The following is a 14,379-nucleotide window of genomic DNA, read 5'->3' on the forward strand; positions in this document are numbered from 1 at the left end:
CGTACGGCCACTTCCGGACCCCCGTTCAGCGCCCAACGGCAAACACCAGGCAAACGCTAAGTGCAGGAATTTTTAGGGGCGCGGGGAACTGCGCGACCAGCCACGATCAGCCTTTAGCCGCCCACGAACCGATCGCACCGAGCTCTTAGGCGCCCCCGACGGCAGTGAGCAGCGCCAGAGGGGCCGCCGCCGACCGTGACTCCCGTACGCACGCATGCGGATACGGCACCGGCTCCGCATGCGTGCCGCGCCCGTACCCCGCGATCACCTCCGGCAGCCGATGCCCCGCGGCAGTGGCGGCATCCACCAGGGCGTGCGCCACCGAGCGTGCCTCGTCGTGCAGGCCGTAACGGGCAAGCCCGAGGGTGATCAGCGCGTTGTCGTGCGGCCACACCGAACCGCGGTGGTACGACAGCGGGTGGTACGCCGCCTGGCCCGCGGCCAGCGTCCGTACGCCCCACCCGGAGAAGAAGTCCGGCTCCAGCAGCCGCCGCCCCACGGCCTCCCCGTACTCCTTGTCCAGCAGCCCCGACCACAGCAGATGCCCGGCGTCCGAGGCGAGGGCGTCGACCTGGTGGCCGTCGCCGTCGAGCGCGAGCGCGAAGAAGGAGCGGTCCGGCATCCAGAAGTCCCGTTGGAAGCGGTCACGCAGATCGCCGGCGGCCTGCTCCAGCAGTGCCGCGTAGGTCTCGTCCTCCCAGACCGTGCGGGCGAGCCACGCCGTGCGGCGCAGCGCGTCGTAGGCGTAGCCCTGGGCCGCTGCCGCCATCACCGCCCCGCTCGGGCGGGTGCCGTCGGCGGAGCAGATCGCGCCGGGGGAGTCCTTCCAGTTCTGGTTGGCGAGACCTCCCTCGTCGCCGCGGTAGACGAGATAGCCGCGCGAGGTCAGCCCGCCGTGGTCCAGCATCCAGCCGATCGCCGCGCGGGCGTGGGTCTCCAGCCGGCGCGCGAGCGGTGCGTCCCCGGTCTGCTCGACGTAGGCGCCCAGCAGGACGAGGAACAGCGGCGTCGCGTCGACGGAGCCGTAGTAGCGCCCGTACGGGACCTGTCCGAAGTGCGCCAGCTCGCCGTGGCGCACCTCGTGCACGATCTTGCCGGGCTGGGAGACCGGGTCCGTGCCGGTCTCGGTGGCCTGGGCGGCCGCGAGGGCGGGGAGCGTGGCCGCGGCCAGTTGCGGGCGGTAGGGGAGGGCGAAGAGTGAGGTGAGCAGCGCGTCCCGGCCCAGCAGGGTGAGGAACCAGGGCGCGCCCGCCGCCGGTACGCGCAGTTCCTCGCCGTCCGGTCCGGTCGCGGCGACCTGGAGCGAGGCGAGGTCGGCCAGTCCCCGGGCACAGGCCGCAGCCAGTTCGGGCCAGCCGGTCGGGAAGGACACGTCCCGCACGAACTCGCCCTCAAGGGAGAGGAGTTGGTCGATGGCGGCGGCCGGGGACGCGGGGACGCGTGGTTCGCCCGGCGCTCCGTGAGGGCGGGCGGCGACCCGCAATGTCAGTTCGGCGGTGCCGTGCGGCGCGAGGTCCAGGGTCCATACGAGGCGGCGGGCGCCGGTGCCGGTCTCCTCGACGCCGTCCGGGGCGGGCTCGGCCGTCACCGTCGTACGAGAGCACCACTCGCCGCGGCGGTAGCCGAACTCCACGCCGTCCTCCAGGACTTGGCGGGAGCGGACAGCGCCGGTCTTGGTGTACGTACGGTGGTCGGAGCGCAGCTCGAACTGGTCGGTGAAGTCGGCGTCGGCGGTGACCGCGAGGCGGACCGTCGTCGCTACCGGGCGGTTGCTGGTCACCCGTAACGACTCGACGAACGCCCCGTCGCCGAGGGCCTGTTCGCGGAAGACCGTGTACGCGGGCGGCTCCTGGCGTCCGCCGCGCGGGACCAGGACGCAGCGGGCCGTGTCCCCGTCCGCGACCGGTGCGAGGGTCTGCGGCACCGCGCCGTCGACCGTCAGCTGCCAGCGGCTCAGATGCCGGGCGTCGCGCACGAACAGCCCGTCCGGGGAGCCGGTGGCGCGCACCCCGCTGATGTCCCCGCCGTCACCGACGGCCGCGAACGTCCCGCCGTGCACGAGCAGATGCTGTCGGTCGGTCATCCCAGGTCCCCTCTCCTGACTGAGGTCTGTACGGTGCGCGGGACGCATGCTGCGGAGGACCTGGTCATCGTAGAGTTACGCCTCTTTAACACGCAAAACTCAATATGTAAGGCAGGCTTGATGAGCACAAGGGGGTGCGCATGACGGAACGTAGCCAAGCTCGCGCCGGCGATCTGCTGGAACTGGTGAGAAGCGGACGCGCCACCACGCGCGGAGCGCTCCAGCAGGCCACCGGACTCTCCCGGGCCACCGTCGGCCAGCGCCTGGACCGGCTCTTCCGGGCGGGCTGGCTGCGCGAGGGCGCGGGCGGCCCGGTCGACTCGCCCCTGGGCGGCCGCCCCTCCATCACGCTGGAGTTCGACGACGAACACGCCGTCGTCCTCGCCGGCGACCTCGACACCCGCCATGCCCGCGCGGCCGTCCTCTCCCTGACCGGCGAGATCGTCGCCGAGCACACCGGCCCTCTCGCCGTCGAGGACGGACCGGAGGCCGTGCTCGGTGAACTGGGCGGCTGGTTCGCACAGTTGCTGGAGAAGGCGGGGCGGCCGGCCGAGGCCGTCTGCGGGATCGGGCTCGCGGTGCCCGGCCCCGTCGACAGCGAGAGCGGCCGGGTCGTCCAGCCGCCGATCATGCCCGGCTGGGACGGCTACGACATAAGAGCCCGCCTGGCCGGAGCGTTCGGCGACCGCACGGGCGCGGGGCCCGTGCCGGTGCTGGTGGACAACGACGCGAACCTCATGGCGTACGGCGAGCAGCGCGCGGGCTACCCCGACAGCTCGGCGTTCGTGCTGGTCAAGGTGTCGACCGGGATCGGCGCGGGGGTCGTGGTCGACGGTTCGATCTACCGCGGCATCGACGGGGGAGCCGGCGACATCGGACACATCCGGGTCGGCTCGGACGCGCTGTGCCGGTGCGGCTCCCACGGCTGCCTGGCGGCCGTCGCGAGCGGCGGCGCCGTCGCGCGCAGGCTCAGGGAGGCCGGACTGCCCGCGGCCTCCGGCGCGGACGTACGGGATCTGCTGGCGGCCGGGCACCCCGAGGCGCTCGGGCTGGCGCGGGAGGCCGGGCGGCAGGTCGGCGACGTGCTGGCGACCGTCGTCACGCTGCTCAACCCCGGCGTACTGATGATCGCGGGGGATTTGGCCGGAACTGCCTTCCTCACGGGGGTCCGCGAGCTGCTGTACCAGCGGGCGCTGCCCCGCTCCACGGCCCATCTGGAGGTGGTGACCTCGCGGCTGGGGGAGCGGGCGGGGCTGGTGGGGGCCGGGGCGCTGGTCGTGGAGTACCTGTATGCCCCACAACGGGTGGAGGAGCGGTTGCGGGCGATGGGCGTGTGACCCCGCGTTTCGGGTGCGTTTCGTCCTGGGTTTCGCACCCGCTCTTCGTCTCGTGGGCCGTCCGTATGGTGGTATCCGGCCGTCTGTGGGAGCGTGATTCTTGCCACCCTTGATAAGGGTGACGCTCAGATGAGCGGATCTTGAGCGGCTGCACTTCTCCAAGGGGTGGCACTGGGTGCCACCCCTTGATCGTTCATCGATCGAAATCAGACGGGCTTAAGGCCGCTCAGGTGAGCGCGAAAACCGGTCTGTGGGTGGTCGTTGCGTTCAAGAAGTGAAAACATCGGCGCGTCAGCGCTTGCCAAGCTTTGACTTTCGATCCGCTGGCGGACGAGTGGTTACAGGAGCATGACGCGTGAGCAGACGTACCCAGACGCCTTCGATCTGGGTATGTTCCTCGCCGTCAGGGCAGCCACCGCGTCCTCGAGGGAGTCGAGACCGTGTCGGAAAACAAAGATCCTCACGTAGCGAAGTTCGTTTACGACTTCACCGAGGGAAACAAGGACCTCAAGGACCTCCTGGGTGGCAAGGGCGCGAACCTCGCCGAGATGACCAACCTGGGACTCCCCGTTCCCCCCGGCTTCACGATCACGACGGAAGCCTGCAAGGTCTACCTGGACAGCGGCCAGGAGCCGGCGGCACTGCGTGACGAGGTGAGTGCGCACCTCGACGCCCTCGAAGCCCGGATGGGCAAGAAACTCGGCCAGGCCGACGACCCGCTCCTGGTCTCCGTCCGCTCCGGCGCCAAGTTCTCCATGCCGGGCATGATGGACACCGTCCTGAACATCGGGCTCTCCGACAAGTCCGTGAAGGGCCTCGCCGAGCAGGCCGGCGACGAGCGGTTCGCCTGGGACTCCTACCGGCGCCTCATCCAGATGTTCGGCAAGACGGTCCTCGGCGTCGACGGCGAGCTCTTCGAGGAGGCCCTCGACAAGGCCAAGGACGCCAAGAAGGTCACGGTCGACACCGAGCTGGAGGCCGCCGACCTCAAGAAGCTGGTCACCACCTTCAAGAAGATCGTCAAGAAGGAGGCCGGCCGGGACTTCCCGCAGGACCCGCGCGAGCAGATGGACCTCGCCATCCAGGCGGTCTTCGACTCCTGGAACACCGACCGCGCCAAGCTCTACCGCCGCCAGGAACGCATCCCGCACGACCTCGGCACGGCCGTCAACGTCTGCTCCATGGTCTTCGGCAACCTCGGCCCCGACTCCGGCACCGGCGTCGCCTTCACCCGCGACCCCGCCTCCGGCCACCAGGGCGTCTACGGCGACTACCTGCAGAACGCCCAGGGCGAGGACGTCGTCGCGGGCATCCGCAACACCGTGCCGCTCGCGCAGCTGGAGCAGATCGACAAGAAGTCGTACGACCAGCTGATGCAGATCATGCGGACGCTCGAGAACCACTACAAGGATCTCTGCGACATCGAGTTCACCATCGAGCGCGGCCGGCTGTGGATGCTGCAGACCCGCGTCGGCAAGCGGACGGCGGGCGCGGCCTTCCGTATCGCGACCCAGCTCGTGGACCAGGGCCTGATCGACGAGACCGAGGCGCTGCAGCGGGTCACCGGCGCGCAGCTCGCCCAGCTGATGTTCCCGCGCTTCGACGAGGAGGCGAAGACCGAGCAGGTCGCCCGGGGCATCGCGGCCTCGCCAGGCGCGGCGGTCGGCAAGGCCGTCTTCGACTCGTACACCGCCGTCAAGTGGTCGCGGTCCGGCGAGAAGGTCATCCTGGTCCGCCGCGAGACCAACCCCGACGACCTCGACGGCATGATCGCCGCCGAGGGCATCCTGACCAGCCGCGGCGGCAAGACCTCCCACGCGGCCGTCGTCGCGCGCGGCATGGGCAAGACCTGTGTCTGCGGCGCCGAGGACCTGGAGGTCGACACCAAGCGCCGCCGGATGACGGTCCCCGGCGGGCGCGTGGTGGAAGAGGGCGACGTCATCTCCATCGACGGCTCCAGCGGCAAGGTCTACCTGGGCGAGGTCCCGGTGGTCCCCTCCCCGGTCGTCGAGTACTTCGAGGGCCGGATGCACGCGGGCGCGAACGACGCCGACGAACTCGTCGAGGCCGTGCACCGGATCATGGCGTTCGCCGACCGCAAGCGCCGGCTGCGGGTGCGCGCCAACGCGGACAACGCCGAGGACGCGCTGCGCGCCCGTCGCTTCGGCGCCCAGGGCATCGGACTGTGCCGTACCGAGCACATGTTTCTCGGCGACCGCCGGGAACTGGTCGAGCGCCTCATCCTGGCCGACACGGAGGACGAGCGCGAGGAGAGCCTGAAGGCGCTGCTGCCGCTGCAGAAGAAGGACTTCGTCGACCTGTTCTCGGCGATGGACGGCCTGCCGGTGACGGTCCGGCTGCTCGACCCACCGCTGCACGAGTTCCTGCCGGACATCACCGAGCTGTCGGTGCGCGTGGCGCTCGCGGAGTCCCGCGAGGAGTCCCACGAGAACGACCTGCGGCTGCTGCAGGCCGTGCACCGGCTGCACGAGCAGAACCCGATGCTGGGTCTGCGCGGCGTCCGCCTGGGCCTGGTCATCCCCGGCCTGTTCACCATGCAGGTCCGCGCCATCGCCGAGGCCGCGGCCGAGCGCAAGGCCGCCAAGGGCGACCCGCGAGCCGAGATCATGATCCCGCTCGTCGGCACCGTCCAGGAGCTGGAGATCGTCCGCGAGGAGGCCGACCGGGTCATCGCCGAGGTGGAGGCGGCCACGGGCACGAAGCTCAAGCTATCGATCGGCACGATGATCGAGCTGCCGCGCGCCGCCCTGACCGCCGGACAGATCGCGGAGGCCGCGGAGTTCTTCTCCTTCGGCACCAACGACCTCACCCAGACTGTGTGGGGCTTCAGCCGGGACGACGTCGAGGCGAGCTTCTTCACGGCGTACCTGGAGAAGGGGATCTTCGGTGTCAGCCCCTTCGAGACGATCGACAAGGACGGCGTGGGCTCGCTGGTCGAACTGGCCGCGAAGGCGGGCCGGGCGACCCGCCCCGATCTGAAACTCGGCGTCTGCGGCGAGCACGGCGGCGACCCGGAGTCCGTCCACTTCTTCCACGAGGTGGGCCTCGACTACGTCTCCTGCTCCCCGTTCCGCATCCCGGTGGCCCGCCTGGAGGCGGGGCGCGCGGCGACCCAGTCGGAGGGCAGCGACCACCGGTAGCCCCTACTGCCAGGGCCGGCCCCCACGGCCCCCGAACCCCGGAGCCGCCGCCCGTCCCCGACCCTCAAGACCGATGGGCGGCGGCTCCGGATCACCAAGAGGGGCGGCACCTTGTGCGGAGGTGCCGCCCCTTCGGGTGTCAGAGGTACGCGGCAGCCGTGACGGCGACGGACAGTACGGCGCAGACGGCCGGCCACCAGCGCCATCCGCGGCTGCGGGCGGCCAGTGCCGCCACCGCCAGGATCTCGGCCACGACGGCGAGGGACGTGGCGGCGGACAGGTACAGGGAGCGTCGGCCTGCGCTGTCTGCGAGATCCACTTGGCGGTGCTGCTCGGCCTGCGCGGCGGACAGGTCCCTGAGGTCCTGGGCCATCGCTGTGACGGTCTGCGGGTCGACGCCGTCGGCCCTGGTCGGCGGTCGGCCCATGTACCGGGCGATGGCCTCGGTGTCCCGTGCGACAACCCTCTCCACGGCCGCCATCCTCCGCTCGTGATGTGCCGCCCCTGGGCCGATCCCGGTGTCCAGGGCGGCCAGTTCCCGCGCCGGGGCCTGCAGTTCGGCCACCTTGGCGGCCACCAGACTGTTGCTGAAAAACGCCGTGCGGTGGAGCTGGAGGCTGATCGAGGTGCTGAGCCGGATGTCGTCACGCGCCGCCTCGGCCAGGGCACGTTGCTCGTTGCCCGCCGCCAGTATCTGTCCCAGAGGCAGCAGCAGAGGCAGGACGAAGACGACGAGGTGCAACAGGACGGCCCGGCGCCGGCCGGCGGGCGCGATCGCGGGCTGGGGAATGATGTCCAGGTCCCTCAGCACACGTCGGCCCGAGGGCGTCCGTGCCTGCTGCCACCTGTGCGGCCTGAGGACGTTGGCCGCGCACAGCGCCGCGAGTACGCCCGCGGCGCCCACGGCGACGGAGACCCGGCCCGCGACGGACCAGCTGTCCCCGCGCTGCAGGGTTGCGCCGGGATCAAGCCCATACAGGTCGGGTGAGCCGGTCTGTATGTCGGCGAGTCGTCGCGGCAGGTCGTAACCGAGATCCTGGCGGTAGGTGCTGTTGCCGAGCAGGCTGTCGGGCCGGGCGGCGCGACGCAGCTGGAACGCGGTCTGTGCGGCGACGGCGTACTCGGACGCGGCCGGCCTGCCGTCGTTCCTGAGCGGCCGAAGGCGCTCCGCCCGGGTCTCGGCCACGGCGACCGTGAAGGCCGGGGGACCTTCCTCGCCGTAGACGAAACGGGCGTCCTCGACCACGGCCGTCCGGCGTTTGATCTCCTGCCGCACCGCGTCCTGGTATGCGCCGGACGCCTCGCCGAACTGCCAGGTGGCCAGCAGCGCCGCGGCGACGACGAGTGAGAGCAGGGCGATCTGGGTGCGGATGCGCACACTCAGCCGCCGGGGCCGCCCGCTCATGACGATCGCCGTACGTAGACGGTCTCTGTTCCCGTCTCGTCGGCGAGAACGAGCTCGTCGTCGGCCACCTCCCAGGTGTGACGTTCGGGGGTGAGGTCGGACGGCTGGTCGGTGTAGTTGCCGGCCGGATCTGCGGGGTCGATGCGCGACCTGGTGGCCTCGGTGGGTGTGGTGACGAGTACGTCGCCGTCGACACGAGCCGTGCCCTGCGCGATGAAGGTGATCTGGACGTCGTTCCCGTCCGTGTTCGGATAGAAGAGCAGCCCGGTGTACCTGTACCTTCCGTCCGCGGTGAACCTGTAGGCGATGGTGGCCGAGCCGCCGTCCGGCTTGCTCTCCCACACGCCCACCAGCGGCTCCGGGAGCACCGCTGCCTCGGACGCGTCGTCCTCCGGCTCCGGCAGCACGGGTGGCGTGGTCGTCTCCGGCCCCGTCCTGGTACCGGCCGATGGCGTGGTCCCCCGCACGCTCGACGTCACGGACCCGGGGCCGGGCGGGTCGGAGGAGGTGCAGGCCGTCGCACCGACGAGCAGGCCGAGCACCACGAGAACCCCGCCGACGCCGACCCCCGTACGGCGTCGGGCGGGCGGCTTCCCGGGTGCTTGGACGAGCGCTGAACGACCTGACATGGCGAACCCCCGTCTCCGATGTCTTCGGCGTCGGCACGGGGAACCCTACGAAGGAGCCGGCCGGGCCAACCCGGGGAAGCAGTAGGGGATTGCCCCGGGACCCCGCGGCCCCAGGGTGCGCGGCGGATCTCCCGGGGCTCACCCTTGGGAAAACCTCCGGGGACATCCCGGGGAACGTCCCCGAGGCCCGTGCCGTCTCCTGCTCTCTACGGTCGATGCCCACGTACGTACGGCCATGTCCGTTCGAGGGGGGATCCCATGACATCAGGGCAGCTTCCGGTCGACCTGTGGTTGGACGCGAGGGACGGGCGGCTCTTCGTCGGTTCCTACGCACCACTCAGGCTCGGCATCGGTCCGGAGTCCGGGCTGACGCTCGATGACCTCGACATCACGGTGCCCGATGGGCTCGCCGGCGGCCTGGTGTCGATGGCGCGCGGGCCTCGTTTCGACCCCGCGCGGCCCGAGGTGATGCTGCTGGCGGGCCACACACCCGGCACCTACCGAGTGGTGGTGACCGACAGGAACTCAGGTTCCGTGGTGGGCGAGACCTCGTACGAGGTCGTCGGGCACTGGCCGGAGGAGGAACAGGGGCCTGCGCAGTGGTTCTCCGGCCGTCAGCCGGCCGCGACGACCGGAGCGGCCTGGGGTGGCGGTGATCCCGACGCACCGCAGAACCACGACGTCTTCCCGGCGCTCGGCGTCCGCCGGGTGGCCATCGTGTTCGTGGACACCGCGTCCCGGCGCTACACCACCGATCCGGTCGAGATGCAGGCCCACCGCGACCGCTGGCTCGACGAGATCGTCCGCGGGGTCAAGGGCCCCGACGGCGTCATCCGGAGCAGCGCGGCCTGGTTCCGGGAGGTCTCGTACGGCAACTTCGACCTGACCGCCGAGGCGTTCGGGCCCGTGCAGCTGCCGGGAACGTTCACCGACTACTTCGAGGAAAGCGGCGAGTCCAAGGGCAGGTTCAAGGGCAACTTCGCCCAGGAGTGCATCACCGCGGCGGACTCCCTGATCGACTACGCGCGCTTCGACACCGTCCTGCTGGTGTCCCAGTCGGTGCCCGCGGCCGGCACCGATCCGGACCGCAGCGCCTGGCCGTACGCGAGCGTGGGCGGCCGGGGCCCGTTCACCACCTCCGACGGACACCGGATCCTGGGCATCGTCTCCATGCCGAACGAGTGGGGGACCGCGGACGATCGTGAGATCCACGAGTCGTTCAGCCATGAACTCGGCCACAACCTCGGGCTGTTCGACCAGTACACGCCCGCGGTCCCCGGTCGCAACGTGGGTTCGTGGGACATCATGGACTGGGACGACCCACTGCCCCATCCCACCCTCGTGCACCGCATGATGCTGGGCTGGGTACCCGCCGACTGGCTGCGTCGCCTCAACTTCGCCGACGGATCGCCCGTCGACCAGACGGTGACCCTGAGCCCGGTGGAGGGGGGCGCTCCCGCGCCGGGCACCTACGCCGGGATCGAGATCCGGATCGCCGACGGCTACAACTACTACCTGGAGTACCGCAACGGTGAGGCCCCGGACATCGGAGACCGCCGACTGCCCGCCGACAACCGGGTCGTCGGCACCGACGTCACCGCGCCGGAGCAGGCACCGGTGAGCCGTCCGCAGATCCTGTTGCTGCGCAGCGACGGGGACGACTCGGGTCCGGTCCTCGGCAACGGCGGCGTCTACACCGAGACCGACCATTCCGACCCGCTGTTCCCCACCGACTTCAGCATCAGCGTCAGCGGCATCGACGGCACCAAGGCCGACGTACACATCCGCTACGGCGTCAGCGGGTGCCCCGACCCCTCCATCCGGCCGTGGCCCGCGAGCCCTCAACGGCCGTGGCAGAGCCCGGACATCGAGGTGCGCAATGCCAGGAGCGATGCGGATCCCACCTGGCTCAACGTGCCCTGGCTCGAGCACGCGAACACCGTCGTGGCCCAGGTCCGCAACCGCGGGGACGTCAACGCCCCGGGCGTCCGCGTCGACTTCTACGTCAAGGACTACAACATCGGCGGCGCGCCCGAGTTCTACATCGGCTCGGACACCAGGACCGTTCCGGTCGGCGCCCCTGTCGAGTTCAGCACTGTGTGGGTGCCCCCGAAGAAGGGGGGTCACTTCTGCGTGATGGCCCGCATTCCGCTGTACGTCGTCCCGTCCGCGCTCAGCGTCGTGGAACGCACCGAGTTGAACAACCAGGCCCAGTCGAACTACGACCGGTTCATCGCGTCCACCGCGTCGCCCTCGACGCGGGAGACCACCTCGTGCACGGTGACCAATCCGTACCGGCAGCGTGCCCGGGTGTTCGTGGTGGCCGCGCAGAGCAACCCGCTCTACCGCACGTTCGTGGAGCACACCTGGCTGTGGCTGAATGCCGGGGAGACACGGCGGATCGGCCTCATGTTCGAGTACGCGCCGGATCCGGACGCGTCCACCCTCCCGCCCGACATCGCGCTGCGCCAGGACGACGTGGAGGAATACCGCTGGGTGTCCAACCGAGTGAGCGTGCACAGCCAGATCGAGGACCCGACGGACGAACGCCACCACCATGTGGGAATACTCGGCGGCGCACAGGCCGAGGTGACCACCGGCCGGGCCACCCGCATCGACGACTTCGAGGTCCGAGGTCCGCGGGCGGCGGGCACGGTCGTGGCGGTCGGCACGGGCGATCGCGTCGACGGCGGCAAGGTGATCGTGACCGTGGACGGCGAAGGCACGGGGCCCGAGTCCTACACCTATCGGACGGTGCCCGTGCGGGACGGCGCATTCGAGGCGGCCGTGCCGGAGGGATGGCGGGCCGTGCGCGCGGACTTCCTGCCGCCGACCGGGTCCGCACCCAGCGCTGCGGGATGGGTGAGGGCGGGGGGCGAAAGGCGGGGCTGAACCCGCCGCGAGGCCTCCCGGCTCACTCCTCGGGGGTGAGGCGGGAGGCCAGTTCCGTACGGGAGTTGATGCCGAGCTTGGCATAGACGTTGCCCAAGTGGTACTCGATGGTCTTGACGCTGAGCACCAGCTCCCGGGCGATCCGGCGGTTGGTCAGCCCGCGGGTCGCCAGATTCGCCACGGTGAGTTCCTGAGGCGTGAGCATGACGTGGTGGGCCTCCTGATGGTCTGTCATCCGCCGTCCGCAGGCCGCGAGTTCAGTGGTGCAGCGTTCCAGGAAGGGGTCCGCCCCGAGCCGCCGGAACGCCTCCCAGGCGGCCTCCAGCTGGGCGACCGCCGGACCGCGCCGTCCGGCACGGCGCAGGAACGTACCGAACGCGAGTCGTGACAGCGCCTGTTCCCAGCAGGGTTCACCCCGCGCGCAGTGGTCCAGGGCCGCGCGGAAGGACGCCTCCGCCGCGTCGGCGTCGCCGCGGGCCGCCTCCAGCAGCCCGCGGCACCGGGCGGCCACGGCCTGGTCGAGCCAGCGGTCGAGTATGGCGGACCGCGCCTCGTAGGGCGGCAGTACGGTTCCGGCCTCGGCCAGCTGCCCCGTCCTGACGAGGGCCTCCGCAAGCAGCGGGCGCCATCCGACGATGCCCGGTTCGTCCAGGCCCGCACGGTGCGGAAAGCCGACGTCGAGCAGGGGACGCAGCGCGGCGATCGCGCCCTCGTGGTCGCCTCGGACGACTTGGACGTGGGCGAGCGCGACCGCGGCGAGGGCGGCGTCGTTGACGTCGCCGAGCCTGCGGGCGTACTCACCCGACAACCCCGCATGGCATCCGGCGGCGTCGAGGTCACCGCGGGCGGCCAGCGGCGGCGTCACCAGCGCGTGCACCAGGGCCAGGGTGGACGTCTGGTCGGTGTCCTCGGCGAGCGACACCGCCTGGGTGCCGTGGGTGACGGCGTCGTCCCACCGTCCCGAGCGGTACTCGGCATCGGCGAGAAAGGCGAGCGAGGTGATCGTCAGCATGGGCAGTCCGACGACGCGGTGTGCGGCGGCGGCCTGGTCCAGGTCACGGCGTGCGGCGCGCAGGTTCCCTTCCCACAGGCGCAGCAGCCCGCGCGCCATCAGGCCCTCCAGTGCGGCGGGCGTCGTGCGCGGGCCCGTGGCCGGCAGGTGCGCGACGGACTGCACGGCCTCGTCGTGGCGGCCGTCGAAGGCCAGGCCGATGGCGAGGGAGTCGCGAAGGAAGGAGTGCCGCTTGACCGCCGGCACCTCCAGCCCGCGCCTGGCCCAGGTGACCGCTCCCCGGCCGTCGCCCTCCAGCCCGCGCCTGGCCCAGGTGACCGCTCCCCGGCCGTCGCCCTGGATCAGGTGCACCCATGCCAGTTGCTCCGCCGTGTATCCGGCCATCTCCACCGGTGTCCCCGCGTCGCAGGAGTCCCAGGCCGCGGTGAGTTCGTCGCGTGCCTTGTTGAGGTGCCCGGTGGTGAGTGCCAAGTGCCCCAGCACGTAGTGCTGTTCGGTACTCGGGGCGAGGGCACGGGCTTCCCGCTCGAGCTCGGCGGCCTGACTGATGTCACCGGCGAGCAGCAGGTACTCCATGGTCTGGAGGAACCACCGGGCCCGGGTGGAGCTGTCCGTGGCCAGCCGGGCGGCGGCACTCAGCGCGGAGGCGGCGGTGGACCACGCTCCCGTCCCGGCCTGCTCGCCCGCGAAGGCGGCGAGCTCGTCCGCGAGATCCGCGTCCGGTCCGGGAGCGGCGCGGGCCCGGTGGCGCAGTGACTGCGCGGGGTCGTCCGCCAGGCTCGCGGCCTGCTGGTGCAACTGGGAGCGCAGGGCGGGCCGCAGCCCCAGGTAGACGGCGGCTCGCGTCATTGGATGCGGAAACGCCACGGTCGGTACGTCACCGGTCGTCCGCTCCTCCAACAGTTCCGCCTCCATGGCCTCCGCCAGGGCGTCGAGGGGTTCGGACACGGCGCCGATCCGGACGGCCAGGTGCAGCGGGGCGGACATACCCAACACACCGGTCGCCTCGATGAGGCGGCGTGCACCGGGGCCGCACAGGTCGAGACGGTCGCGGACCAGTTGTTCGTACGCCCGGGGCGCCGGCAGCACGGCGCTGCTCGCGGTGAAGACCTCGGCGGGGAACTGTCGGAGCAGGGCCTTGGTGTGCAACGGGTTGCCCCGGGTGTGCTCCCGCAGTCGTGTGGCCGCCCAGCGTGGCAGCGGGGCTCCGCCCAGCGCGGTGTTGAGTCCGTTGATCTCCCGCAGGCCGAGACCGTCGACGTGCACCTTGAGGGTGTTGTCGTCGCCGAGGAGACGGCGTAGACCCGGCGGCAGTCGCGGCTCGTTCGGGTCGCGCAGTACCAGCACGGTCATCACCCGGTCCACGCGCAGCCGGCGCAGCGCGAAGGTGATGGCGTGCAGGGACGGCGTGTCGGCCCAGTGCGCGTCGTCGATGATCACGACGACAGGCGCTCGGTCCTGAGTGCGTCCTACGAGGTCGAGCAGGCCGGACCCCACGGCGACCGGATCCGGCACCGCGGCGCCGGGCCGCAGACTGCGGTCGAGTCCGAGCAGAGGTGGTTCCAGGTCGTCGGTGACGTGCGCCAACAGCTGGGCCACCACGGCGTACGGCAGGTGTGTCTCGTTCTCCTCGCCGCTTGCCTCCAGCACGCAGGAGCCCGGGCCGAGACCCACGAGGAACTGCCGTACCAGAGAGGTCTTGCCTATGCCGGCCGGGCCGTCGACCATCACCACCTGCGGCTCGCTGTTCGCGGCCCGCTTCAGCCGTGCGCTCAGCCAGGACAGCTGCTCCTGTCGGCCGAGGAATAACGCTCCCACCCGGTGTTCCGACATGGCGTCCCCCCGAGTATCCCGATGCCT

General features: G+C 71.2%; 7 protein-coding genes. 3 read left to right on the forward strand and 4 right to left on the reverse strand.

Annotated elements, in window-relative coordinates; translation table 11 throughout:
* Window positions 1-145: 145 nt before the first annotated feature.
* Window positions 146-2,083 (reverse strand): amylo-alpha-1,6-glucosidase, encoded by a 1,938-nt coding sequence (locus MQN93_RS08940; RefSeq protein WP_242709031.1) that lies wholly within the window; start codon window positions 2,081-2,083, stop codon window positions 146-148.
* Window positions 2,084-2,223: 140 nt separating this feature from the next.
* On the opposite strand from MQN93_RS08940, the gene MQN93_RS08945 reads away from it, so the two are divergent.
* A complete protein-coding gene (locus tag MQN93_RS08945; protein WP_242709032.1) occupies window positions 2,224-3,420 on the forward strand; it encodes an ROK family transcriptional regulator in 1,197 nt (398 codons plus the stop codon).
* Between the two features lie 440 nt (window positions 3,421-3,860).
* Window positions 3,861-6,581 carry a pyruvate, phosphate dikinase gene (ppdK, locus tag MQN93_RS08950; RefSeq protein WP_242709033.1) on the forward strand — a complete coding sequence of 907 codons (2,721 nt, stop codon included), beginning with the start codon at window positions 3,861-3,863 and terminating at the stop codon, window positions 6,579-6,581.
* Between the two features lie 139 nt (window positions 6,582-6,720).
* Here the strand turns inward: ppdK and MQN93_RS08955 are convergent, their stop codons facing one another.
* Window positions 6,721-7,986 (reverse strand): hypothetical protein, encoded by a 1,266-nt coding sequence (locus MQN93_RS08955; protein ID WP_242709034.1) that lies wholly within the window; start codon window positions 7,984-7,986, stop codon window positions 6,721-6,723.
* Window positions 7,983-8,615, reverse strand: a complete 633-nt coding sequence (locus MQN93_RS08960) for a hypothetical protein (RefSeq protein ID WP_242709035.1) — start codon at window positions 8,613-8,615, stop codon at window positions 7,983-7,985. The genes MQN93_RS08955 and MQN93_RS08960 overlap by 4 nt, the downstream gene beginning before the upstream one ends.
* Window positions 8,616-8,873: 258 nt before the next feature.
* Between MQN93_RS08960 and MQN93_RS08965 the strand changes: the two genes are divergently transcribed.
* A complete protein-coding gene (locus MQN93_RS08965; protein ID WP_242709036.1) occupies window positions 8,874-11,507 on the forward strand; it encodes a hypothetical protein in 2,634 nt (877 codons plus the stop codon).
* 22 nt (window positions 11,508-11,529) lie between these two features.
* Here the strand turns inward: MQN93_RS08965 and MQN93_RS08970 are convergent, their stop codons facing one another.
* Window positions 11,530-14,352, reverse strand: coding sequence for a helix-turn-helix transcriptional regulator (locus MQN93_RS08970; protein ID WP_242709037.1), 2,823 nt, complete (start codon window positions 14,350-14,352; stop codon window positions 11,530-11,532).
* Window positions 14,353-14,379: the final 27 nt, after the last annotated feature.

It is taken from the genome of Streptomyces spinosisporus (genome assembly GCF_022698145.1).
Taxonomy (GTDB): Bacteria; Actinomycetota; Actinomycetes; order Streptomycetales; family Streptomycetaceae; genus Streptomyces; species Streptomyces spinosisporus.